We start from the raw sequence: 22,775 nt of genomic DNA on the forward strand, positions 1-22,775 counted from the left end.
CACGCATGCTGCTTTTCCTGCCGCGCCGGGTGTCACGCCCGCGCCTGCACGGCAGGCGCGCGGCGGGCCTGTCGCTGCTGGAAATGCTGCTGGTGATCGCATTGATCGCGGCCATCGGACTGATCACCGCCGCTGGCATGTCACGCGGCTTTGCCGGCATGCAGCTGCGCAGTGCCGGCAAGGACATCGCCAACCAGCTGCGCATGGTGCGCGCGCAGGCCATTGCCCGCGGCGAACCGCAGCGCTTCGTGATCGAACCGGCGCAGCATCGTTGGCAGGGCGCCAGCCAGCGCCACGGTGAAGTGCCGGCCAAGCTGAAGGTGCAGTTCGAAGGTGCCGCGCAGCTGGCCACCGCGCCCGGCCAGGGCGTGATCGAATTCCATCCCGATGGCGGCTCCAGCGGCGGTCGCATCCGCCTGCAGCTGGAGAGCGCCGAGTGGCGCATCGATGTGGGCTGGTTGACCGGTGAAGTCCGTTCCGGACCGTGGCGGGCGCAATGAGGTCGCGCGCCCGTGGCTTCACCCTGCTTGAAGTGATCGTTGCCTTCGCCTTGCTCGGGTTGGCGCTGACGCTGTTGCTGGGCAGCCTGTCCGGTGGCGCGCGCCAGGTGCGCGATGCCGAGCTGCGCACGCGCGCGGTGCTGCACGCGCAATCATTGTTGGCCGCCGCTGGCGTGGAAGCGCCACTGCAGGCCGGCAGCCAGCAGGGCGAGTGGGAGCAGGGGCGTTATCACTGGCAGCTGCAGGTGCAGCCCTGGGCCGAGCCGCGCAGTGGTGCGCTGCCCGCTGCGCAGTCGCCGGGTGCACCGTGGCTGGCGGAACTGCAGCTGCAGGTGCGCTGGGGCGACAGCGAGCGTGAGCAGCTGCGCTGGCGCAGCCTGCGCCTGTTGCCACCCGCCCTGGAGAATGCGCGATGAGGCGCCGCGCGCGCGGCTTCACCCTGATCGAGGTCATGCTGGCCACCGTGCTGCTGGCCGGCGGCCTGGCGTTGGCGTTCGCCAGCGTGCGCTCGGCGATGGCGATCAGCCAGCGCGGTGAGCAGATTGCCGCGCAGAGCGAACGCATGCGCGCAGTGCAGGCCCTGCTGCGGCGCCAGCTCGCCAGCGCCCTGCGCAGCCCGCTGGAAGTGCCCGATCCTACCCGTGAACCGGTGTTCTTCCAGGGTGACGATCAGGGCATGCAGTTCGTTACCGACCTGCCGGGCTATCTCGGTCGCGGCGGCCCCTACCTGCATGCGCTGCAGGTGGATGGCGCAGCCGGCCACCGCCGCTTGCTGCTGGGGCTGGTGCTGCTGCAGGAAGGCGAGCGCATCGAAGAGAACCCGCCGCGCCCGCCCGAGGTGCTGGCGGAGGAATTGAAGGACGTGAGGTTGCGCTACCGCGGTGTCGACGCCAGCAACGGGCAGCTGACCGAATGGTTGCCACGCTGGGAGGACACCCGGCGCCTGCCATTGCTGGTGGAAGTGCAGATCGTGCCGGCCAGGGGCACGCCGTGGCCGCCGCTGGTGGTGTCGCTGCGCGCCGGTGGCAGCGGAGGTGCGCGATGAAGCGTCCACGTGGTGCCGCGCTGGTACTGGTGCTGTGGCTGATCGCGCTGATGACCACGCTGGTCGGCGCCTTTGCGCTCAGCGCACGGGTCGAACACCTGCAGCAGCGGGTGCTCGGTGACGACGCACGTGGCCAGGAGCGGGCGCGCGCGGGCCTGGAGTACGCGCTGCTGCGGCTGCAGCCAGACCCGCAGCGTCCGCCGTGGCAGGCCGACGGCCGCGCCTATCGCTGGCAGTTCGACGACGCCCGCATCGAGATCCGGGTGCTGGACGAGAACGGCAAGATCAACCTCAATCTGGCCGATGCCGCGCTGCTCTCCGCATTCATGCAGGCATTGGGCGAGCCGGCTGAAACCGCCAAACAGTTGGCCGGTGCGATCATCGACTGGCGCGACGAAGACAGCCTGCTGCAGCCGGGTGGCGGTGCCGAGGCACCGGAGTACGCCGCCGCAGGCCTGCCCTATGGCCCGCGCAACAAGCGCTTTGAAACCCTGGGCGAACTGCAGCGGGTGCTGGGGATGCGCGGGTCGCTGTATGCCGCGATGCTGCCGCACCTGACGCTCTACAGCCGGCAGGCGCGCCCGGATCCACGCTTCGCCAGTGGCCCGGTGTTGACGTCATTGGGCCTGGATGCGGAACAACTGCTGGCGCAACGCGCCCAGCAGGAGCGTGACGGAGATAACGATGCGGGTGCATCGGCGCTTGCCAGCGGCAGTGGCACCTATAGTATCGAGTCCCGCGCCACTGACGGCAGCGGACGCCTGTCGGTGCTGCAGGCGGTGGTGCGCAACGGATCGGGCGGGGTGCCCGGCCGGACCTACACAGTGCTTCGCTGGGAGCAGGGAATGGCAGCAAGATGACGGCGTGGCAGGACAGTCTGCGGCAGGTGCAGGGCCAGATCGGCCCCGGTGCCGGCCGCTTCCTGCGCTGGTGGCGGCAGTCGTTGCTGGCCTGGGTGCCGATGCGCTGGCAATGGGCGCTGGGCTGGTCGCAGACTCGCCTGCTGCTGCAGCGCGAGGATGGGCAGCTGCAGGTCTGGCGTGAAACCGGTGACGGCCTCGAGCCCGTGGCCCGTCTTCCGTGGCCGCTGCAACCGGCGGACCTGGACCGCGTGCTGGAGCCGCGCCTGCGCAGCCTGCCACGGGTGTGGCTGCTGCCCGCCGGGCAGGTGCTGCAGCGCACGCTGCGCCTGCCCGCCGCGGCCGGTGACCGCCTGCGTGCGGTGGTCGGCTACGAGATCGACCGGCAGACACCGTTCGAAGCCGGCCAGGTCAGCTATGACATCCGTGAACTGGGCAGTGCCGGCGAAGGCCTGCTGCAGGTCGAGCTGGTAGCCTGGCCGCTGCGCCAGCTCGATGACTGGCGTGCGCAGATCGGCGAGTGGGCTGACACGCTGGCCGGTGTCGATGCAATTGATGCACAGGGCCGCGCGCTGCAGGTCAATCTGCTGCCGCTGGCGCAGCGTCAGCAGCGGCCGGACCCGATGCGACGCTGGAACCTGCTGCTCGCCGTGGCGGCGCTGGTGATGCTGGTGCTGGCGGCGATGCAGTTGCTGGACAACCGCCGCGCCGCCGTTGATGCACTGCGCGAAGACGTCGAACGCAGCGCCCGCAGCGCACGGGGCGTCGCCGGCGAGCGCAGCCAGCTGCAGGCGTTGCTGGATGGGGCGGCGTTCCTGGAAACACAACGCAGCCAGCGCGCCGGTACCGTCGAGGTATGGAACGAGCTGAGCCGACGACTGCCCGATGGCACCTACCTGGAAAAACTGGCGATCGAGAACAACAGCCTGCAGCTGATCGGCCTCAGCAGCGAAGCATCGCAGCTGGTTCCATTGCTGCAGGACGCGCCGCAGTGGCGCAAGGTCAATCTCACCGGCGTGCTGCAGGCCGACGGTGCCGCCAGTGGCCGCGACCGCTTCACCCTGACCGCCGAGCTGCAGCCATTGCCATCGGCAGCACCCGCGCGGGCACCCGCCCCGACTGCAACCACGGAGGCGGCCGATGCCGATGCCAAGCGCACGCCGTGACCGCTGGCTGGCACTGGCACTGCTGTTGGCAGTGCTGGGCCTGGCCTACCTGCTGCTGGTGCACCCGTGGTTCACCCAGCCGCTGCTGGCGATCGATGCCGATGCCGCTGCCCTGCGCGAGCGCCAGCAGCGCGTGCAGGCGCAGCTGCAGCAGCAGCCGCAGATCGAACAACGGCTGCGCGCGACCCGCGACGCCCTGCAGCAGCGCCCGGGGTTCCTGCAGGAAGCCACCGCCGAGGCCGCTGCGGCCGCGCTCGGCGCACGTCTGCAGGATGCGGTGGCGATGGCCAGCCCGGGCAACCGCAGCTGCACCATCAGCAACCGCACGCCGTTGAGCGACAACCGTCGCGATGCTGCGTTCGTGCGCGTGGCCATGCAGGTGCGCCTGCGCTGTGGCGTGGCCGAACTGGCCACCGTGCTGCACAGCCTTGAGACCGGCAGCCCGCGTCTGTTCGTGGACAACCTCAACCTGATCGCACAGCGCTTCCAGCAATCGCCGAACGAATCCGGCCTCGGTCTGGATGTGTCCTTCGAGCTGGCCGGCTACCTGTTGCCGGCGGCGGCTGCCGATCCCTCGACAGCGCCCGTGGCCACGCCGCCTGCAGCGGCGCCGGTGGTGTCGCCGCCGGCACCTGTACCAGCACCGGTGGAGCAACCGGCTGCCGATGCGCAGGAGGTGGCTGATGAAGCTTGAGCAGATCAACCTGCGCACCGGGTTGTTGCTGGCGCTGGCCGGATGGGCAGCGGCGATCTGGCTGGCCACTGGTTTCGGCCTTGGCGGCCAACTGCCCACGGTCAGTGCGGAGGGCGACGCCCAGGCCGCGCTGCCGGCACTGCCCGTGCTGGCGCCAGAACGCATGGCCGGTGCAGACAGCTACAGCGTGATCAGCGAACGGCCCCTGTTCGCCGAAGACCGCAAGCCGCGCCCGTATCTGCTGGGGGGCAGTGAGACCACCGCCAGTCCGGCACTGCGCCTGACCGGCGTGCTGATGACCGGCGACTTCAGCATGGCCACATTCACCACCGAGCAGGGCCGGTCGCTGCGCCTGCGCCTCAATGGCGATGCAGTCGATGGCTGGCAGCTGGTCGCCTTGGAACCACGCCAGGCCACGGTGATCGGCTCCAGTGGCAGCCAGGTGCTGGAACTGGCCGTGTTCAATGGCCAGGGCGGTGAAGCGCCGACCGCGCTGCGGGGGGCCAATGGCGCGCCGCCTGTACCCGGCGCGGTGGTTCCGCCGCCGCCGCCACAGCCGGCGCCAAGCCAGACCCTGCCCAACCCACGTGCCACCGATGGCAATGTGGCTCCCGCGTCGCCTGCACCGGCCGCCGCCGCACCCCCTGCAAACACCAACGGTCCCAGCGAAGCGCAGATGCAGGCCATCCGCGAACGCATCCAGGCCCGCCGCCGTCAGCTGCAGCAACAGCAGCAACAACCGTCGCCGCCCCCGGGCGATGGCACCAACCGATAGAGTGAATGCATGAATCTGCGTTTTCTTCCCTGGTCCCTTGCCCTGACACTGCTGGTCGGCTGCAGCACCGTGTCCGCCCCGCATGTGCAACGCAACGGCAACCTGCAGCCATCGGCCAGCGCCGGCCAGGCCGCCACCGATGCGCAGACCGAAGCGGCCGATCAAGCCCAGGGGACGCCGCAGGCGGTGATCCGCCGTGGCACCGGCACCATGATCAACCGCGAGGCCGCGCGCAAGCCGTCGCCCGCGTTGCATGCGGCCAGCTCCGGCGAAGCCACCTTCAACTTCGAGGGCGAGTCGGTGCACGCGGTGGTCAAGGCCATCCTCGGTGACATGCTCGGCCAGAACTACGTGATTGCCCCGGGGGTGCAGGGCACAGTGACCCTGGCCACGCCCAAGCCGGTATCGCCGGCACAGGCACTGAACCTGCTGGAGATGGTGCTGGGTTGGAACAACGCCCGCATGGTCTACAGCGGTGGCCGCTACAACATCGTCGCCGCCGACCAGGCACTGGCCGGGACCGTGGCGCCGAGCACCGCGCCCGCATCCAGTGCACGCGGCTTTGAAGTGCGCGTGGTGCCGCTGCAGTTCATCTCTGCCACCGAGATGAAGAAGGTGCTGGAGCCCTATGCGCGGCCCAATGCCATCGTCAACGTCGACAGCGGCCGCAACGTGATCACGCTTGGCGGCACCCGTGCCGAGCTTGAAAACTACCTGCATACCGTCGAGATCTTCGACGTCGACTGGCTCTCGGGCATGTCGGTGGGCGTGTTCCCGATCCAGTCTGGAAAGGCCGAGCAGGTCGCGGCCGATCTGGAGAAGGTATTCGGCGAGGAGAGCAAGACGCCCAGCGCCGGCATGTTCCGTTTCCTGCCGCTGGAAAACGCCAACGCGGTGCTGGTGATCACCCCGCAGGTGCGCTACCTGGACCAGATCCAGCAGTGGCTGGACCGCATCGATACCGCCGGTGGCAGCGCGCGCCTGTTCTCGCATGAACTGCGTTACATCAAGGCACGCGACCTGGCAGAACGCCTCAGCGAAGCCTTTGCCAGCAGTGGCAACCGGGGCGGCGCCGGCTCGGCATCGCTGGCACCAGGCGCCATTCCGTCGCAGCTGGGCAGCGATGGCGAACGTGGCATGGACGCCAACAACGGCAGCAGCTTCAACAATCAGGTCGGCGGCGGCAGCAGCGGTAGTGGCAGCAGCGGCGGCAGCCTGAACCTGCCGCAGCGCCAGTCGGGCAACGTCAGCATCAGCCTGGAAGTGGAGGGCGATCGTGTCGGCGTGTCGGCGGTAGAGGAAACCAATACGCTGCTGGTGCGTTCGACGCCGCAGGCCTGGCGCTCGATCCGCGAAGTGATCGAAAAGCTGGACGTGATGCCGCTGCAGGTGCACATCGAAGCGCAGGTGGCCGAAGTCGGGCTGACCGGCGACCTGAAGTACGGCGTGAACTGGTACTTCGACAACGCCGTGGCAGGGCGCGCGCTGACCGGTGCGCTGTCCGGGTTGTCACTGCCGGCGATGGCCGGCGGTTCCTGGAACACCTTCGCTGGTGCGGTGACCGGCACCGATGGCGCCAACTGGGCGTTCACCGGGCACAACGGCGCCGCCGTGGTCAGTGCACTGGACAAGGTTACCGACGTGCGCCTGCTGCAGACACCCTCGGTGTTTGTGCGCAACAACGCCGAAGCCACGCTCAACGTGGGCGACAAGGTGCCGATCAACACCACCACGGTCAACACCGGCATCGGCACCAGCAGCTACAGCTCGGTGCAGTACATCGACACCGGCGTGATCCTCAAGGTGCGCCCGCGCGTTACCCGCGACGGAACGGTGTTCCTGGATATCGTGCAGGAGATCAGCAGCGCCTCCGACGTACCGGAGAACTGCAATCCGCAGGAACGCAACTGCAATCCGCGCATCTCCACCAAGAAGCTGGCCACCGAGGCAGCGGTGCAGAGCGGGGACACCATCATGCTGGCCGGCCTGATCACCGATTCGGCCACTGATGGCAGCAGCGGCATTCCCGGCCTCAGCCGGATTCCGGTACTGGGTGCGCTGTTCGGCCAGAAGAGCCGCACCAGCCGTCGTTCGGAAGTGATCGTGCTGCTGACCCCGACCATCGTCCGCAACGGCCAGGAAGCACGCACCCTGACCGACGAATACAGCCAGCGCTTCCGCGCGATGGAGCCGCTGAACCAGCCGCGCGCAAAGAAGTAAGGGGGTTCGGCCGGGCTGCGCCCGGCACCCGCCGAAGCCGAAGCCGAGCAACGGCAGCAGCAACAGCGGGTTTACTGGGGGAGGGCGGGGCACTGTGGGTTTGCGGGGACGCCGTAAATACGTCCATGTAGGCTTGGTCGCCGCATCCATGCGGCTCACACCCCGCAAACCCACAGTGCCCCACCTTCGACAGTTTCCTGCTGCTGACGGATCTGATCCCAAGAGTCGGTCCGACAGTTCGCGGAAAACTGTCGAAGGCGGGGTGGGTCCGGTTGCGGGGGTGTCCGCGGCATGGATGCCGCGGCCAAGCCCCCAGGGACGGGTTTACGGCGTCCCCCGCAACCGGACCCATCCCGCCATCCCACGGAATTCCCGCGGTTGCTGTTGCTTCGGCTTCGGCTTCGGCTTCGGCGGGTGCCGGGTGCAACCCGGCCGACACCCACCCGATGCTACGCTGTGGCCACCGACAACCACGGAGGCGGGATGGGGGCGATCGTGTTGTTGCCGCTCGGCGTGGACGACGCGGTGCTTGACCGCTGCCTGGCCGCGCTTGATGCCGGTACCGCAGCGGGTACATCGATCTGGCTGGGCGATGACGCGCAGGCCGGGCCACGTGCACAGGCGGTGGTCGAACACTGGCTGGCACACACCCCGCTGCAGGCCGAATACACCCGGCGCGCCAGACCCCTCGGCGAGGTCGCCCACCTGGACGAAATGCTGCGTGCCTGCGATGGCCTGGACGTCGCGGTGCTGGCCCCGGACAGCGTGCCTGCACCGGGCTGGCTGCAGCAACTGCAGGCCACCTTCGCCCGTGATGCCGCCATCGCGACGGCCACGCCGTGGTGCAACGTCGGCGAAACCGCCGCTTGGCCGCGGTTGGGCGAGCTCAACCCCGAACCGGGCGACCCGGCGCTGTTGGCCCAGGTCTGCGCCGCACTGCCGAGCCTGCATCCTGAACTCCCTTCGGCGGTCACCCACGCCGTGCTGGTGCGCGCCAATGCGCGGCGGCGCGCCGGTGGCCTGGATGCAGAAAGCTACCTGGGCTGGAACGCGGCGCTGGTCGATCTGAGCCTGCGCATGGCCGGTCTCGGCTGGCGCAACGTGTTGTGCGAAAACGCCTTCGTCAGCCGTGCCAGTGAAGCACCCAGCCGCGACGGCGATCTGGAAGCATTGGCCGCGCGCTGGCCGGGCTGGGTGCCGCGGTTGGCTGACTTCCTGATGCACGACCCGTTGCACACGCTGCGCCAGGACCTGCAGCACGGCCTGCAGCAGGCGATAATGCCGCGTGGGCAGGGCGACCTGTTCGTCTCGCCATCACCGTTGGAGCCGCCTGTTTGAATGCTGCCATTGCCGCCATCGTCGTCACCTTCCAGAGCGGCAGCACCATCGATGCCTGCCTGTCGCGGCTGCGCCAGGCGCAGGACGTAGCCGAGATCCGGGTGATCGACAATGGCTCGCTGGATGACACCCTGGAGATCGTGCAGCGCCACGCCAGCCACGATCCACGTCTACGTTTCATCGCCAACCCGGACAACCCCGGTTTCGCCGCAGCCAACAACCAGGGTGTTGCTGATTCACACAGCCCGTGGCTGGCCTTCATCAATCCCGACCTGATGGTCGAAGTCGATACCCTCGCAGCACTGCGTGATCGCGCCGGGGCGGTGGGTGACAGTCTGCTGGGCGTGGAGCAGGTGGACGAACACGGCCAGGCCGACGAAGCGGTGCGGCGTCGAGATCCGGACTTCCTCGCCATGCTGCGCTCGCCCGGTCGCGGCGCGCGGTTGGCCATTGCCCGCGACCCGGCGCAGCCGTTGCAGCAGGTGCCGGCATTGTCCGGTGCGCTGCTGCTGATGCCGCGCGCCTTGTTTGATCGCATCGGCGGCTGGGATGCCGGCTACCGGCTGCACGCCGAAGACCTGGACCTGTGCCGCCGCGTGCGTGAGGCCGGTGGCGTGGTCGCCATCGCCAACGACCTGAAGGTGACCCACGTGCGCGGGGTGTCCAGCCGTTCGCGCCCGTTCTTCGTCGAATGGCACAAGCATCGCGGGCTGTGGCGCTACTTCAGCAAGTTCGAAGCGCCGCAGCGGTCGTTGCCGGTGCGGGTGGCAGTGTGGGGCGCGATCTGGGCCCACGCGCTGGTGCAGGTACCAAGGTTGCTGCGCAGGTCGCTGTAACCCGCTTCCACAGAATCATCCACGCATGGCGTGGATCTACTGGCGGCGCCCGCGGTTCACCCCTACAGGCGCATAATTCCAGCCATGCCTATCATCCAGTCCCTGCTCGACACCGACCTGTACAAGTTCACCATGATGCAGGCGGTGTTGCATCAACACCCCGGCGCGCAGGTTCAATACCGCTTCAAATGCCGCACCCCCGGTATCGAACTGGCCCGCTTCATCGACCAGATCGATGAGGAGATCAACCACCTGTGCAGCCTGCGCTTCAGCAATGAAGAGCTGGATTACATGCGTGGCCTGCGCTTTGTGAAGGCGGATTTTGCCGATTTCCTTGGCCTGTTCCACCTGGATCGCAAGTACATCCAGCTGCGTGCGTCCAAGACGGTGCCCGGCGAGATCGAACTGGACATCACCGGTCCGTGGCTGCACACCATCCTGTTCGAAGTGCCGTTGCTGGCGATCATCAACGAAGTCTGGTTCCGCAACACCACCACGGCCGATTTCGCCGAGGGCGAACGCCGTCTGCAGGCCAAGGCCGCGCTGCTGCGCGATACCCCCGGCTTCGAACAGTGCCGCATCGCCGACTACGGCAGCCGCCGCCGCTACTCGCGCGACTGGCATGCGCGCCTGCTGCCGCTGCTGCGCGACGCGCTGGGCCCGCAGCTGGTCGGCACCAGCAACGTGCACTTCGCGCGCCTGTACGGCATGACCCCGCACGGCACCATGGCCCACGAATACCTGCAGGCTTTCCAGGCGCTGGGCCCGCGCCTGCGCGATTCGCAGGTAGCGGCGCTGGAATCGTGGGCGCGCGAGTATCGCGGTGACCTTGGCATCGCGCTGTCCGACGTGGTCGGGCTGGATGCGTTCCTGCGCGACTTCGACATGTATTTCTGCAAGCTGTTCGACGGCGTGCGCCATGATTCAGGCGACCCGTTCGACTGGGGCGACCGCATGCTGGCCCACTTCCAGCACCGCCGCGTCGACCCGCGCAGCAAGGTGCTGGTGTTCAGCGATGGGCTCGACATCACCAAGGTGATGCGTCTGTACGACTACTTCCGCGGCCGCTGCCAGGTGGCGTTCGGTGTGGGTACCCATCTGACCAACGATCTGGGGCCGACCCCGCTCAACATCGTCATCAAGATGGTCCGCTGCAATGGCCAGCCGGTGGCCAAGCTCAGCGATTCGCCGGGCAAGAGCATGTGCGACGACCCGGGCTACCTGTCCTACCTGAGACAGGTGTTCGAACTACCGAACCCTGCTCAGGGGTAGTCGACCACCACCAGGTAGGCGCCTCGCAGCGGTTGGCGCTGTGAGGCTTCCAGGCGATAGCGCTCGGAGAACGACAGGTCGCCGGCACGCAGCGTGCGTGCGGCTACGGCCAGCTGCTGACCATGGCGGCCGCCTTCGCGCAACGTTGCCGTTTCACCTTCGCCCAGCGCCGTCACAGCCACCTTGGCGCCCTTGGCCGATGGCGGGCACGCTTCCAGGCTCAGCTCCTGCTGGGACAGGCGCGTCATGCAGCCGGGATCGACGATGCGACCGCTGAAGCGGACGCTTCCGCTGCTGGCCTGAGCCAGTGCGCTGACGGACATCAAGGCCACGCACAGCAGGATCGAGCTCTTCATGACACGTTCTCTGGTTCGGTGTGTCCTAGTTAGCGACAACCGCGAGCAGTCATTGATAGGCAGTGTTTCGTTCTGCTAGGGCCATCACCCGAGAAGGGTGATGTACGTCAAATAACGTCGTTTTTACCTGCAAATTTGGCCGACGACGGTGTGCCATTTGCGTCGCAGGCCAAGCCCGCCTTGCATTCTCCGGCCCCTTCCATTGCTGAGCTATCACGTCAAATTATTGGCGTCAAGATGTCATGTTAATAAAAATTTATGAGACCTGGGTCACATTTATGCATATACTTGCGTCACGGATTCAGGGAGAGGCACGTCCGAATCCGGCAACAGGTGAGACGCAAGGAAGGGTCCGATGCCCGGCAGTGCTCCTTGCTTCCTCCTCTACTTCCATCTCTTCAGTAGGGTTAGGTACAAGCAATGCACAAGATCAAATTCATCGCGGTTCTGATGCTGGCTGCCGCTCCGCTGGCCGCCAATGCTGCCGACGGCACCATCACCTTCAATGGCAAGGTCACCGACAAGACCTGCACCATCTCGACCCCGGGTGGCAAGGACTTCTCTGTCAACCTGCCGACCGTCTCCAAGAGCACCCTGGCTGCCGCCGGTGCCGTTGCCGGTCGTACCCCGTTCGCGATCAACCTGACCAAGTGCAGCGCCGGTAACGTCGCAACCTATTTCGAGCCGGGTTCGACCGTTGACTTCAACAGTGGCCGCCTGAACAACCAGGCTGCGGCCAACGCTGCCGGCAACGTGCAGCTGCAGCTGCTGGGCTCGAACAACCAGTTCCTGCCGATCAAGGCCTCGGGCACCAACCAGGCCCAGGACAACTCGCAGTGGGTGACCGTGGCTGCCGATGGCACCGCCAACCTGAACTACTACGCTGAGTACTACGCGACCGCCGCCGCGTCTGCCGGTGAAGTCACCAGCAACGTCAAGTACACGATCATCTACAACTGATCGTCGTCGTACCCCGCACTGGCCGGCGTACGCGCCGGCCAGTGTGCCTTGGCCCTGGTCACACACCTCGAGCGTAGTCCTTCCGATGAAAGCCTTCTTTCCCCGGGCGCTGCTGCTGGCAGCGTCGACGCTGGCGTTTTGCCAGATTGCCTCTGCGGGTGTCGTGGTCAATGGCACCCGGGTGATCTACCCGGCGCAATCGCGCGAAGTCACCGTGCAGGTCGACAACGTCGGCGACTCCCCGGCCCTGGTGCAGGCGTGGGTCGACAGTGGCGACGCCGACCAGACCGCTGATACCAGCGACGCGCCGTTCGTGCTGACGCCGCCGATCAGCCGTGTCGAGCCCGGCCGCAGCCAGGCGCTGCGCCTGATCTTCTCCGGCGCGCAGCTGCCGACCGATCACGAATCGGTGTTCTGGCTCAACGTGCTGGATGTGCCGCCGTCGCCGGAAAGCGCCGACAGTGGCGAACAGAACTACCTGCAGGTCGCGTTTCGTTCGCGCCTCAAACTCTTCTATCGGCCGCAGGGTCTGAAGGGCGTCGCCAACGATGCGCCCGCAGCCCTGCGCTGGACCCGCAGCGGTGATCGCCTGCGGGTGGAAAACCCCAGTCCCTTCCACGTGACCCTGGCTGAAGTGCATGCCGTGACCGGCGGCGGTGAGCGGCCGGTCGAAGAGCAGGGAAAGATGGTTGCACCGAAGCAGAGCCTCGACTTCGCGGCTCCGGCCGGCATCGAGCAGGTCCGCTTCATCACCATCAACGACTACGGCGGCCGGGTCGAACACACGATCCGCCTGTCCGCTACCGGGGGCTGAAAGCGCCGCGTGGGCCATTGGCCTGCGCATCCCGCAACTGCCGCCGTGCGGCGAATTGAAGGAATGTCAGTGTGATCGGAAACAGATTGACATTGTCGATCCATCAGGCGCTTTGCCTGTTGGCTGCTGGCGTGGCCTGCCCAGGATGGGCACTGGCTGCACCGGCCAATCTCGGCGAACAGGCGCTGATGGCGCAGAGCAGTGCGGCGACGGCGCGTGCGCCGGAACAGGCGCAGTTCAATTCCAGCTTCCTGTCTGGCCAGGCCAAGCAGGTCGACCTGGCAGCATTCTCCAATGGCAACCCGATGGTTGCCGGCAACTACCGCGTCGACGTCTACGTCAACGGCGCCTGGCAGGGCCGCCGCGACCTGCAGTTCAAGGCCGATGCGCAGGGCCGTGTCGATGCCTGCCTGGACCTGGCGACGCTGGAAGAACTGGGCGTGGACAGCGAAGCGATCCTGCTCCAGCAGGACCCGTCCGCAACGTTGGACAAGGCCGCCTGTGCGCCGGTGCAGCAGCGCATGGCCAATGCCTATGGCGCCTATGACAGCGGCAACCTGCGCTATGACCTGAGCATCCCGCAGGCGTTCATGCGCCGGGAAGCGCGCGGCTATGTCAATCCTGCACTGTGGGACCGCGGCATCAATGCCGGCTTCGTCGGCTACAGCTTCAACGCGATCGACAGCGACAGCCGCACCGATGGTGGCAACCGCAACCGCAGTGCCTACCTGGGCCTCAACGCAGGCCTGAACCTGGGCGGCTGGCAGTTCCGTCACGACTCCAACCTGACCTGGAACGAAGGCGACGGCCGCCATTGGCAGAGCATCGCGACCTATGCCCAGCGCGGTATTCCGCAGGTGCGCGGCATGCTCACCCTGGGCGAGGCCTACACCAGTGGCGAGCTGTTCGATTCGATCGGTTACCGCGGTGCCAGCCTGGCCAGCGACGATCGCATGCTGCCCGATTCGCTGCGCGGTTACGCGCCGGTGGTGCGTGGCATCGCCGAGACCAACGCGCGCGTCGAAGTCCGCCAGAACCAGCAGCTGATCTATTCGGCCTCGGTGTCGCCGGGCAACTTCGTGATCGACGACCTGTACCCGACCGGTTACGGCGGCGACCTGGAAGTGAGCGTGGTCGAAGCCGATGGCCGTCGCCGCGAGTTCAAGGTTCCGTTCGGTTCGGTGCCGCAGATGCTGCGCGCCGGCGTATCCCGCTATGCGATTACTGCCGGCCAGGTCCGCAACAAGCAGCTGCGCGATGAGCCATGGCTGATGCAGGGTACCTATCAGCGCGGCATCGGCAACCAGCTGACCCTGTACGGTGGCAGCGCGTTGAGCGATGGCTACCTGTCGCTGCTGTACGGTATCGGCGTGTCCACGCCGCTGGGTGCCTTCGCCGCCGATGTCACCCATGCCCGTACCTCGTTCGATCATTACGGCAACAGCACCGGCGCCAGCGTGCGCCTGAGCTACAGCAACATGATCGGCGAGACCGGCACCAACCTGACCCTGGCCGCTTACCGCTATTCCACTGAAGGCTTCTACAGCCTGCAGGATGCGCTGTACGCACGCGACGCCGATGATCGTGGCATCGACCCGAGCACCCGCGGCCGCCAGCGCAGCCAGTTCCAGCTGACCCTGAACCAGCCGCTCGGCCGTCGCTGGGGCGCGCTGTACGTGACCGGCTCGGTGCGTGACTTCTACGATCGCCCCGGTACCGCCAAGCAGTACCAGGTGGGCTACAACAACGCCTGGCGCTCGGTGAACTTCGGCTTCTCCGCGCTGCGTACCGAAGAAGGTGCGCTGGGCCGTTCCGACACCCAGTACCTGTTGTCGATGAGCGTACCGCTGGGCCGCGGAACCCGCCCGGTCTCGCTCAGTGCCGATGTCGGTGTGCGCGAACGCGGTGGCTACGACAGCAGCCGTGTAGGCATCACCGGTGCCGCAGGCGTGGACAACAACTTCAGCTACGGCGTGGCCCTGTCCGATACCCGCGACGGTGGCACCACCGCCGTCGGCAATGCCGAGTACCGCAGCCGCTACACCGCATTGAACGCGACCTACGGCCATTCGCGTGACTTCCGCCAGGCATCGTTCGGTGCCAACGGCAGCCTGGTCATGCACAGTGGCGGCGTGACCCTGACCCCGCAGCGTGGTGAAACCATGGTGCTGGTCGAGGCACCGGGTGCACGTGATGCCATGGTCAGCAACGCGCCGGGCCTGCGCATCGATGGTCGCGGTTACGCCGTGGTCCCCTACGTGTCGCCGTATCGCCTCAACACCGTGACCCTGGACCCGCAGGGCATGGCCCACGATGTCGAGCTGGAAAGCAGCAGCCAGTCGATCGCTCCGTTCGCCGGTGCCATCAGCTACCTGCGCTTCGATACCCGCAAGGGCAATGCGCTGCTTATCCAGGTGCGCAGCACCGACGGCCGTACGCTGCCGTTCGGCGCGCAGGTCAAGGACGAAACCGGCCAGCCGGTAGGCATGGTCAGCCAGGGCGGCCGCCTGTACGTACGCAGCGAGAAGAACCAGGGCAGCCTGCAGGTTGAATGGGGCTCCGGTGCTGACCAGCGCTGCACGGTTGATTACCAGGTACCGGCGGGCGCCGATGCGTCCAAGACCGGCTTCATCCCGCTGGAGGCAGCATGCCGATGATCCTTTCCCGTGGCCGCAAGGCGCTGGCCACCCTGGCCGTGCTTGGTGGCATGCTGATGGCCCAGCAGGCCAGCGCCTCCTGTCGCATCCAGTCCAGCTGGTTTACTGCCCAGGACGTGACGATGGACATGGGGCAGATAGTGATCCTGCCCAGCACTGCCGTGGGCGGTGTGATCAAGGAGATCAGCGTGGCGATCAACCAGCAGAACAGCGTTGCCCGCTGTGACTGGTCAGGTGGCCGTTCCGTCGGTGAGTACGTCAATGCAGCGCAGCGTCGGCCGGTTGCCGGCTTCTCCAATGTCTATGAAACCGATGTCGCAGGCGTGGGTATCCGCCTGTTCCGCGACTCCGGTGCCATCCAGACGTACTACCCGCACTCCATCAATTTTGCCGGCAACGCCACCATCTCGCTGGTCGGCGGTCAGTTCCGCATCCAGCTGATCAAGACGGCGGCACAGACCGGCTCAGGCACCATCGCACCGAACGGCCGCTTCACCACGTACTACTTCGACGGTGATGGTGCCGGTCGACCGGTGCTGACGTCCACCTTCAAGGGCTCGGGCACCACCGTGGTCAGCCCGACCTGCGAAGTACAGGCCGGCAGCCGCAACATTCCGGTGGATTTCGGCAGCGTGCCCAACACCAGCTTCACCGGCGTCGGCTCCAAGGCCGTCAACCGTGATTTCGACATCCGCCTGAACTGCCAGGGCAGCAACCTTGCGCAGTTCCAGAGCAAGGTCGGCATCCGCCTGGATGCCGACCAGGATGGTTCGAACATGCCGGGTGTGCTCAAGCTCAGCGCCGCTGCCAACAGCGCCACGCGCATCGGCATCCAGATGGTGCAGCGTGATGGCAGCAGCGAGCGCGAAGTGCGTTTCGGCCAGACCATCAACGTCGGCACGACGACGGTTGGCAGCTCCACGTTGAGCCTACCGCTGCGCGCCCGCTACGTGCAGACCCAGGCCGGTACCGTGGGCGCCGGTATTGCGAACGGGCAGGCGACCTTCACCATCCAGTACGAGTGAAGGCCACGCGGCATCGGGTAGTGCCGGCCGCTGGCCGGCAACTGCAGGATTCCTGAAGCATGTGAGGTTGCCGGCCAGCCGCCGGCAACAGCCGCCGGCTCACTCCAACGCGTAACGCAGCACGAACAGCACCGCCACCAGCCACACCGCCGGATGCACCTCGCGCCAGCGGCCGGTGCCGGCCTTCAGCGCGGCATAGGCAATGAAGCCGAACGCCAGGCCGTTGGCGATGGAATAGGTGAACGGCATCGCCAGCGCACACAGCGCGGCAGGTACGGATTCGGTCAGGTCGCTCCAGTCCACTTCCACCAGTTCACGCAGCATCAGCCCGGCCACGAACAGCAGCGCCGGCGCGGTGGCATAGCCGGGCACCATCGCCGCCAGCGGCGAGAACAGCAGTGCAGCCAGGAACAACGCGGCCACCACCAGCGCGGTCAAACCGGTACGGCCGCCCACCTGCACGCCAGAGGCGCTTTCGGCGAAGGCGGTGGTGCTGCTGGTACCCAGCAGCGAACCGGCGACAATCGCCGTGCTGTCGGCCAGCAGCGCGCGCCCGAACCGCTTCTGTGCACCCGGCAGTTTCAGCAGACCGGCACGGCCGACCACGCCATACAACGTGCCGGTGGCATCGAACACTTCCACCAGCACGAACACCAGCACCACCTGCAGCAGCACCGCGATCGGCGCACCGCCGTTGTGGTGCAGCAGGCCGGGCAGGTCCAGCTGCAGGAAGGTCGGGGCCAGGCTCGGCGGCAACGACACCAGCCCGTGGTACTGCAGATCCCCCAGCGCCCAGCCGGCCGCGGTCACCGCCAGGATGCCGATCAGGATCGCGCCGCGCACGCGCCGCGCTTCCAGGATCGCGATCAGCAGGAAACCGCCCAGTGCCAGCAGCGGCGGTGCGGTATTGAGCGGGCCCAACGCGACCAGCGTGTCCTCGTTGCCGATGATCACGCCGGATTTCTGCAGCGCGATGATCGCCAGGAACAGGCCGATGCCGGCCACGATCGCCGACCGCAATGACGCCGGGATGCCCGACACCAGCCACGCGCGCACGCCGGTCAGCGACAGCACCAGGAACACCAGGCCCGAAATGAACACCGCCGCCAGTGCCTGCTGCCAGGGCAGGCCGGCAGCGCCGACCACGGTGAAGGCGAAGAACGCATTCAAGCCCATGCCCGGGGCCATGCCCACCGGGAAGTTGGCCGCCAGCGCCATCACCACCGAGCCCAGCGCCGCGGCCAGGCAGGTGGCCACGAACACCGCGCCGGCATCCATGCCGGTGGTGCCCAAAATCTCGGGATTGACGAAGACGATGTAGGACATCGTCAGGAAGGTGGTGACACCGGCCAGCAGTTCGGTGCGCACGGTGGTGCCGTGCTGCTGCAGCTGGAACAGGCGTTCGAACAGGGACATCGCAGATCTCTCGTACCTGCACGCCCTGCCGCCCGAAGGACCGGCGGGTGCGTCGCCAGGCGGTTAGAAGTGGTAGTTCAACTTCAGCGTAACGCTGCTGTAGTTGGTATGGAAGCTGCGTCGCGCCGCAGCCGGGTAGTTGGGATCTTCCAGGTAAACCGGGCTGGAGCCCAGATGGGTGTAACGGTACTCCGCACCCGCCGAAAGCTGGTCGCTGAAGCGGTACAGCACGCCTGCGCCGACGTTGCCGCCGGTGGAAACATGGGATGCGCGGGTTTCGAACTCGGCGACGCGGCAGCCATTGGTGGCCTCCACCAGCGACTTGTCGCAGCCCAGCGAAAACTCCTGGCGGGCCACGCTCACCCCGGCGCTGACGTACGGCAGCCACTGGCCCGCCGCGTAACCCAGCGTCAGGTTGATCGCGCCCGAACGGGTCACCGCATCCTTGCCGTAGTAAGGGCTGTACTGATGGTTGTCGCGGTCCTTCCACTCCTGGTTGATGGTACCGAAGGACAGGGCGCCTTCGATCCCGGCAACGACGTTGTTGTCGAACTGCCAGTTGCGGCCGACCTGCAGCCCGCCGGCAAAGCCGCGGATGCTCTTTTCAGAGGCGTTGGCATTGCTGCGGTCCTGGCTGTGGCCTTCGCCGTGGGTGGCATGTGCCCCCAGATGGATGCCTTCCCAGTTCGCCGGCGCGGCGGCGGCGGTGCCGGACAGCAGCAGTGCCGCCGTGGTCGAGATCAGTGCTTTCATGGTGTTTCCTACGTGGGGGTGAATCGGGTGCGTAGGAAAACCGAAGCGTTGGGCCGGGAACATGCAAAGAGTTGCAAAGTACGGAAGTTGCCGTGTGCGACAAGGGATCAACACTGCTTTACACGTGCGACCTTCAGCCGAGGGGCGCGGGAGCACGGTGCGAAAGGGGCAAAAGCGTCAACAAAAATCGATTGCGGCCCATGAAAGGCGAAAGGCCGCGCGAGCGCGGCCTTTCGTTCTTGCTTACTTCAGCGCCTTGAAGCGCAGGCGCTTCGGCGCAGCGTCGTCGCCCATGCGGCGGCGCTTGTCTTCTTCGTACTCGCGGTAGTTGCCCTGGAAGAACTCCACGTGCGAGTCGCCTTCGAACGCCAGGATGTGGGTCGCGATGCGATCCAGGAACCAGCGGTCATGCGAAATGACGAACGTGTTGCCCGGGAACTCCAGCAGCGCATCTTCCAGCGCACGCAGGGTTTCGATGTCCAGATCGTTGGACGGTTCGTCGAGCAGCAGCACATTGCCACCCTGCAGCAGGGTCTTGGCCATGTGCAGGCGGCCACGCTCACCACCGGACAGCGAACCGACCATCTTCTGCTGGTCCTGGCCCTTGAAGTTGAAGCGGCCGATGTAGGCGCGCGACTGGATCTCGATGCCGTTGATGTTGAGGATGTCCAGGCCGCCCGCGATTTCCTGGAACACGCTGTGGTTGCCTTCCAGCGCGTCGCGGCTCTGGTCCACGTAGGACAGCTGCACGGTCGGGCCGACCACGATCTCGCCGGTGTCCGGCTTTTCCTGGCCGGTGATCATCTTGAACAGGGTCGACTTACCGGCACCGTTGGGGCCGATGATGCCGACGATGGCGCCCGAGGGCACCAGGAAGTTCAGGTTGTCGAACAGCAGGCGGTCGCCGAACTTCTTGGAGACGTTCTTGAATTCCATCACCGCCTGGCCCAGGCGCTCGCCCGGCGGGATGAAGATTTCATTGGTCTCGTTGCGCTTCTGGTAATCGACCGACTGCAGCTCTTCCAGGCGGGCCAGACGGGCCTTGCCCTTGGTGCGGCCGCCCTTGGCGTTCTGGCGCGACCACTCCAGTTCCTTCTGGATCGCCTTTTGGCGAGCCTTTTCCTGGTTGTCTTCCTGCTTCAGGCGCTCATCCTTCTGGGTCAGCCAGTCGGTGTAGTTGCCCTTCCACGGAATGCCGCGGCCACGGTCCAGTTCCAGGATCCACTCGGCGGCGTTGTCCAGGAAGTAGCGATCATGGGTGACCGCCACGACGGTGCCGGTGTAGCGCGCCAGGAACTGTTCCAGCCATTCCACCGACTCGGCATCGAGGTGGTTGGTCGGTTCGTCGAGCAACAGCATGTCCGGCTTCTGCAGCAGCAGGCGGCACAGCGCCACACGGCGCTTTTCACCACCGGACAGCTTGCCGACGATGGCATCCCACGGCGGCAGGCGCAGCGCATCGGCGGCCACGTCCAGCTGGTTTTCCAGCGTGTGCGCATCGCCGGCGGCGAGGATCGCCTCCAGGCGCTCCTGTTCCTTGGCCAGCGCGTCGAAATCGGCGCCTTCTTCGGCATAGGCAGCGTAGACCGCGTCCAGCGCAGCCTGTGCCTGCAGCACTTCGCCCACGCCTTCTTCAACCGCTTCACGCACGGTCTTGGTCGGGTCCAGCTCCGGTTCCTGCGCCAGGTAGCCAACCTTGATGCCGGCCTGCGGACGGGCTTCGCCTTCGAAATCGGTGTCCACGCCGGCCATGATCTTCAGCACGGTGGACTTGCCGGCGCCGTTCAGGCCCAGCAGGCCGATCTTCGCGCCCGGGAAGAAGGACAGCGAGATGTCCTTGATGATCTGCCGCTTGGGCGGGACCACCTTGGACACGCGGTTCATGGTGTAGATGTATTGCGAGGACATGAGGTCTCCGTAGGCGCGACCCTGCGCCCGGTCCGTCACGGGGAACTTCCCGTTGCGGCAGCGGGCACAGACTGAATGGAATACCCCCAATTATAGCCGGAACCGCTTACGGCCCGCGCTGGTCGCAGCGCCCGGGGCTGGCCGAGGACTGAATGGGCCGTCACAGTCCCGCAACGGGAAGCGTTTCCAGCCGGAAACCGTTCAGATCGAATGCGCAATATGGGCTCACCACCCACCCAGCAGAGGTCTCCCATGCACATCCATCGACTCATGGCCGGCGCCGTGGCCTCTGTACTGGCGCTGGGCGCCATCGCCCCGGCCTTCGCCGACAACGACCACCGTGGTCGTGACCACGACCGCCGTGAATGGCGCGAAGATCGCCGCGAGTGGCGCCACGACCGTCGCGACTGGGAACGCGACCGCCGCGAAGCGCGCCGTGATTACCGCCACGACCGCCGCTACGACCATGGCTACTACCGCCCGGCACCGCCACCGCCGCGCGTGGTCTACAGCCCGGGCTACCGGCCCGGCCATGGCTATGGCTGGCAGCGCGGCCACCGCTATCGCGACTACTACCGCGGCCCGATCTACGTGGTCAACGACTACCCGCGCTACCAGCTGCGCCGCCCGCCGTACGGCCACCACTGGATCCGCGATGACCGCGGCAACATGCTGCTGGTCGCCGTGGCAACCGGCATCATTGCCGACTACATCATCAACAACCGTTGATGCAGCGTCGGGGTCGGATCCCTTTCCAACGGAAAGGGCTCTGACCCCACAACGCCATTCGAAACCATACGGGGCCGGATTCGTTCGTCGAATCCGGCCCCGGTCGTTTCGGCCCCAGCAGGCCAGGGCGGGGCTACAATCAAGGGCTGAGTCGTACCCCTTTCCCCGCCTGCTGGAGTACCCGATGTTCCCGCGTGACGTCCGCATCGAAACCTACGATCCCGAACTGGCCAAGGCCATCGCCGCTGAGACCCAGCGCCAGGAAGACCACGTCGAGCTGATCGCCAGCGAGAACTACACCAGCCCGGCGGTGATGGAAGCCCAGGGCAGCCAGCTGACCAACAAGTACGCCGAAGGCTACCCGGGCAAGCGCTACTACGGTGGCTGCGAATACGTGGACATCGCCGAACAGCTGGCGATCGACCGCCTCAAGCAGCTGTTCGACGCGGACTATGCCAACGTGCAGCCGCACAGCGGTTCACAGGCCAACCAGGCCGTGTACTTCGCGCTGCTGCAGCCGGGCGACACCATCCTCGGCATGAGCCTGGCCCACGGCGGCCACCTCACCCACGGTGCCAAGGTCAATGCGTCGGGCAAGCTGTTCAACGCCGTGCAGTACGGCGTCAACGACCAGGGCCTGATCGATTACGACGAAGTCGAGCGCCTGGCGCTGGAGCACAAGCCGAAGATGGTCGTGGCCGGCTTCTCGGCCTACTCGCAGGTGATCGACTGGGCGCGCTTCCGCGCCATCGCCGACAAGGTCGGTGCCTACCTGTTCGTCGACATGGCCCACGTCGCCGGTCTGGTTGCCGCTGGCGTCTACCCGAGCCCGCTGGAACATGCCCACGTGGTTACCTCGACCACCCACAAGACCCTGCGCGGCCCGCGCGGCGGCATCATCGTCGCCAAGGGCGCCGACGAGGATCTGGTCAAGAAGCTGCAGTCGATCGTATTCCCGGGCATCCAGGGCGGTCCGCTGATGCACGTCATCGCCGGCAAGGCCGTGGCCTTCAAGGAAGCGCTGGAGCCGGGCTTCAAGACTTACCAGCAGCAGGTGGTGAAGAACGCGCAGGCGATGGCCAACACGCTCATCGCACGCGGCTACAAGATCGTCTCCGGCGGCACCCAGAACCACCTGATGCTGGTGGACATGATCGGCAAGGACGTGTCCGGCAAGGACGCGGAAGCCGCACTGGGCAAGGCCCATATCACCGTCAACAAGAACTCGGTGCCGAACGACCCGCGTTCGCCGTTCGTGACCTCGGGCCTGCGCCTGGGCACCCCGGCGGTGACCACCCGTGGTTACGTGGAACAGGACTGCGTGGATCTGGCCAACTGGATCGCCGACGTGCTCGATGCGCCGGCCGATGAAGCCGTCATCGGCCGCGTGCGCGATGCGGTCAGCGCGCAGTGCCGCAAGTACCCGGTTTACGGTTGATCGGGCACTGGGG

General features: G+C 66.6%; 21 protein-coding genes. 17 read left to right on the plus strand and 4 right to left on the minus strand.

Annotated elements, in window-relative coordinates:
* The first annotated feature begins 5 nt into the window (after positions 1 to 5).
* The 11 genes from xpsH to pncB all read left to right on the plus strand — a co-directional run bounded on the left by xpsH (position 6) and on the right by pncB (position 10,706).
* Positions 6 to 500, plus strand: a complete 495-nt coding sequence (xpsH, locus tag ACEF39_RS02850; protein WP_025876706.1) for a type II secretion system protein XpsH — start codon at positions 6 to 8, stop codon at positions 498 to 500.
* A complete protein-coding gene (gene xpsI, locus ACEF39_RS02855) occupies positions 497 to 916 on the plus strand; it encodes a type II secretion system protein XpsI (protein ID WP_025876704.1) in 420 nt (139 codons plus the stop codon). Before xpsH ends, xpsI begins: the two co-directional genes overlap by 4 nt.
* On the plus strand, positions 913 to 1,545 hold the full coding sequence (locus tag ACEF39_RS02860) for a type II secretion system protein J (protein WP_500286903.1): 633 nt from the start codon (positions 913 to 915) through the stop codon (positions 1,543 to 1,545). The genes xpsI and ACEF39_RS02860 overlap by 4 nt, the downstream gene beginning before the upstream one ends.
* Positions 1,542 to 2,405, plus strand: coding sequence for a type II secretion system minor pseudopilin (locus tag ACEF39_RS02865; RefSeq protein ID WP_500286904.1), 864 nt, complete (start codon positions 1,542 to 1,544; stop codon positions 2,403 to 2,405). Before ACEF39_RS02860 ends, ACEF39_RS02865 begins: the two co-directional genes overlap by 4 nt.
* Positions 2,402 to 3,571 carry a PilN domain-containing protein gene (locus ACEF39_RS02870; RefSeq protein WP_500286905.1) on the plus strand — a complete coding sequence of 390 codons (1,170 nt, stop codon included), beginning with the start codon at positions 2,402 to 2,404 and terminating at the stop codon, positions 3,569 to 3,571. Before ACEF39_RS02865 ends, ACEF39_RS02870 begins: the two co-directional genes overlap by 4 nt.
* Positions 3,546 to 4,265, plus strand: a complete 720-nt coding sequence (gspM, locus tag ACEF39_RS02875) for a type II secretion system protein GspM (protein WP_500286906.1) — start codon at positions 3,546 to 3,548, stop codon at positions 4,263 to 4,265. The genes ACEF39_RS02870 and gspM overlap by 26 nt, the downstream gene beginning before the upstream one ends.
* Complete coding sequence (locus ACEF39_RS02880; RefSeq protein ID WP_500286907.1) at positions 4,255 to 5,040, plus strand: type II secretion system protein, XpsN-like; 786 nt, start codon at positions 4,255 to 4,257, stop codon at positions 5,038 to 5,040. Before gspM ends, ACEF39_RS02880 begins: the two co-directional genes overlap by 11 nt.
* A 9-nt stretch (positions 5,041 to 5,049) precedes the next feature.
* On the plus strand, positions 5,050 to 7,260 hold the full coding sequence (gspD, locus tag ACEF39_RS02885; protein WP_500286908.1) for a type II secretion system secretin GspD: 2,211 nt from the start codon (positions 5,050 to 5,052) through the stop codon (positions 7,258 to 7,260).
* A gap of 483 nt (positions 7,261 to 7,743) precedes the next feature.
* Positions 7,744 to 8,598 (plus strand): glycosyltransferase family 2 protein, encoded by an 855-nt coding sequence (locus ACEF39_RS02890; protein WP_500286909.1) that lies wholly within the window; start codon positions 7,744 to 7,746, stop codon positions 8,596 to 8,598.
* Positions 8,595 to 9,434 carry a glycosyltransferase family 2 protein gene (locus tag ACEF39_RS02895; protein ID WP_500286910.1) on the plus strand — a complete coding sequence of 280 codons (840 nt, stop codon included), beginning with the start codon at positions 8,595 to 8,597 and terminating at the stop codon, positions 9,432 to 9,434. Before ACEF39_RS02890 ends, ACEF39_RS02895 begins: the two co-directional genes overlap by 4 nt.
* A gap of 84 nt (positions 9,435 to 9,518) precedes the next feature.
* Positions 9,519 to 10,706: a nicotinate phosphoribosyltransferase gene (pncB, locus tag ACEF39_RS02900; protein ID WP_500286911.1), complete on the plus strand. Its 1,188-nt coding sequence runs from the start codon at positions 9,519 to 9,521 to the stop codon at positions 10,704 to 10,706.
* On the opposite strand, the gene ACEF39_RS02905 is transcribed toward pncB, so the two are convergent.
* On the minus strand, positions 10,697 to 11,062 hold the full coding sequence (locus tag ACEF39_RS02905) for a hypothetical protein (protein WP_500286912.1): 366 nt from the start codon (positions 11,060 to 11,062) through the stop codon (positions 10,697 to 10,699). The genes pncB and ACEF39_RS02905 overlap by 10 nt on opposite strands.
* Before the next feature lie 420 nt (positions 11,063 to 11,482).
* On the opposite strand from ACEF39_RS02905, the gene ACEF39_RS02910 reads away from it, so the two are divergent.
* The 4 genes from ACEF39_RS02910 (at position 11,483) to ACEF39_RS02925 (ending at position 16,518) form a co-directional block, all read left to right on the plus strand.
* On the plus strand, positions 11,483 to 12,022 hold the full coding sequence (locus tag ACEF39_RS02910; RefSeq protein ID WP_312785962.1) for a fimbrial protein: 540 nt from the start codon (positions 11,483 to 11,485) through the stop codon (positions 12,020 to 12,022).
* 85 nt (positions 12,023 to 12,107) lie between these two features.
* Positions 12,108 to 12,836 (plus strand): fimbrial biogenesis chaperone, encoded by a 729-nt coding sequence (locus ACEF39_RS02915; RefSeq protein WP_500286913.1) that lies wholly within the window; start codon positions 12,108 to 12,110, stop codon positions 12,834 to 12,836.
* Between the two features lie 92 nt (positions 12,837 to 12,928).
* Positions 12,929 to 15,493, plus strand: a complete 2,565-nt coding sequence (locus ACEF39_RS02920; protein WP_500287958.1) for a fimbria/pilus outer membrane usher protein — start codon at positions 12,929 to 12,931, stop codon at positions 15,491 to 15,493.
* The gene (locus ACEF39_RS02925; RefSeq protein WP_500286914.1) at positions 15,484 to 16,518 is read left to right on the plus strand and encodes a fimbrial protein; all 1,035 of its coding nucleotides are present in this window, start codon (positions 15,484 to 15,486) and stop codon (positions 16,516 to 16,518) included. Before ACEF39_RS02920 ends, ACEF39_RS02925 begins: the two co-directional genes overlap by 10 nt.
* A gap of 99 nt (positions 16,519 to 16,617) precedes the next feature.
* Here ACEF39_RS02925 and ACEF39_RS02930 read toward each other — a convergent pair whose 3' ends face one another.
* The 3 genes from ACEF39_RS02930 to ettA form a co-directional block, all read right to left on the minus strand.
* Entirely contained in the window at positions 16,618 to 17,934 is a 1,317-nt protein-coding gene (locus ACEF39_RS02930) for an NCS2 family permease (protein WP_025876668.1), read from the minus strand.
* A gap of 63 nt (positions 17,935 to 17,997) precedes the next feature.
* Positions 17,998 to 18,687, minus strand: coding sequence for an outer membrane protein (locus tag ACEF39_RS02935; RefSeq protein WP_500286915.1), 690 nt, complete (start codon positions 18,685 to 18,687; stop codon positions 17,998 to 18,000).
* A gap of 243 nt (positions 18,688 to 18,930) precedes the next feature.
* Positions 18,931 to 20,595 carry an energy-dependent translational throttle protein EttA gene (gene ettA / locus ACEF39_RS02940; protein ID WP_025876664.1) on the minus strand — a complete coding sequence of 555 codons (1,665 nt, stop codon included), beginning with the start codon at positions 20,593 to 20,595 and terminating at the stop codon, positions 18,931 to 18,933.
* Positions 20,596 to 20,847: 252 nt separating this feature from the next.
* Between ettA and ACEF39_RS02945 the strand changes: the two genes are divergently transcribed.
* Positions 20,848 to 21,324: an RcnB family protein gene (locus tag ACEF39_RS02945; RefSeq protein WP_500286916.1), complete on the plus strand. Its 477-nt coding sequence runs from the start codon at positions 20,848 to 20,850 to the stop codon at positions 21,322 to 21,324.
* A 184-nt stretch (positions 21,325 to 21,508) separates the two neighbouring features.
* Positions 21,509 to 22,762, plus strand: a complete 1,254-nt coding sequence (gene glyA / locus ACEF39_RS02950; protein ID WP_428706314.1) for a serine hydroxymethyltransferase — start codon at positions 21,509 to 21,511, stop codon at positions 22,760 to 22,762.
* Positions 22,763 to 22,775 lie beyond the last annotated feature (13 nt).

Source organism: Stenotrophomonas indicatrix (assembly GCA_041545745.1).
In the GTDB taxonomy this organism is placed as follows: Bacteria; Pseudomonadota; Gammaproteobacteria; order Xanthomonadales; family Xanthomonadaceae; genus Stenotrophomonas; species Stenotrophomonas indicatrix_A.

What these genes read in the sequence shown, in the direction of transcription:
- ACEF39_RS02930 (WP_025876668.1), bottom strand. Translation starts at nt 17,934, where the DNA reads ATGTCCCTGTTCGAACGCCTGTTCCAGCTGCAGCAGCACGGCACCACC.
- ACEF39_RS02870 (WP_500286905.1), top strand. Translation starts at nt 2,402, where the DNA reads ATGACGGCGTGGCAGGACAGTCTGCGGCAGGTGCAGGGCCAGATCGGC.
- xpsH (WP_025876706.1), top strand. Translation starts at nt 6, where the DNA reads ATGCTGCTTTTCCTGCCGCGCCGGGTGTCACGCCCGCGCCTGCACGGC.
- ACEF39_RS02935 (WP_500286915.1), bottom strand. Translation starts at nt 18,687, where the DNA reads ATGAAAGCACTGATCTCGACCACGGCGGCACTGCTGCTGTCCGGCACC.
- ACEF39_RS02945 (WP_500286916.1), top strand. Translation starts at nt 20,848, where the DNA reads ATGCACATCCATCGACTCATGGCCGGCGCCGTGGCCTCTGTACTGGCG.
- gspM (WP_500286906.1), top strand. Translation starts at nt 3,546, where the DNA reads ATGCCGATGCCAAGCGCACGCCGTGACCGCTGGCTGGCACTGGCACTG.
- xpsI (WP_025876704.1), top strand. Translation starts at nt 497, where the DNA reads ATGAGGTCGCGCGCCCGTGGCTTCACCCTGCTTGAAGTGATCGTTGCC.
- glyA (WP_428706314.1), top strand. Translation starts at nt 21,509, where the DNA reads ATGTTCCCGCGTGACGTCCGCATCGAAACCTACGATCCCGAACTGGCC.
- ACEF39_RS02925 (WP_500286914.1), top strand. Translation starts at nt 15,484, where the DNA reads ATGCCGATGATCCTTTCCCGTGGCCGCAAGGCGCTGGCCACCCTGGCC.
- pncB (WP_500286911.1), top strand. Translation starts at nt 9,519, where the DNA reads ATGCCTATCATCCAGTCCCTGCTCGACACCGACCTGTACAAGTTCACC.
- ACEF39_RS02865 (WP_500286904.1), top strand. Translation starts at nt 1,542, where the DNA reads ATGAAGCGTCCACGTGGTGCCGCGCTGGTACTGGTGCTGTGGCTGATC.
- ACEF39_RS02910 (WP_312785962.1), top strand. Translation starts at nt 11,483, where the DNA reads ATGCACAAGATCAAATTCATCGCGGTTCTGATGCTGGCTGCCGCTCCG.
- ACEF39_RS02890 (WP_500286909.1), top strand. Translation starts at nt 7,744, where the DNA reads ATGGGGGCGATCGTGTTGTTGCCGCTCGGCGTGGACGACGCGGTGCTT.
- ACEF39_RS02880 (WP_500286907.1), top strand. Translation starts at nt 4,255, where the DNA reads ATGAAGCTTGAGCAGATCAACCTGCGCACCGGGTTGTTGCTGGCGCTG.
- gspD (WP_500286908.1), top strand. Translation starts at nt 5,050, where the DNA reads ATGAATCTGCGTTTTCTTCCCTGGTCCCTTGCCCTGACACTGCTGGTC.
- ACEF39_RS02860 (WP_500286903.1), top strand. Translation starts at nt 913, where the DNA reads ATGAGGCGCCGCGCGCGCGGCTTCACCCTGATCGAGGTCATGCTGGCC.
- ACEF39_RS02905 (WP_500286912.1), bottom strand. Translation starts at nt 11,062, where the DNA reads ATGAAGAGCTCGATCCTGCTGTGCGTGGCCTTGATGTCCGTCAGCGCA.
- ACEF39_RS02915 (WP_500286913.1), top strand. Translation starts at nt 12,108, where the DNA reads ATGAAAGCCTTCTTTCCCCGGGCGCTGCTGCTGGCAGCGTCGACGCTG.
- ettA (WP_025876664.1), bottom strand. Translation starts at nt 20,595, where the DNA reads ATGTCCTCGCAATACATCTACACCATGAACCGCGTGTCCAAGGTGGTC.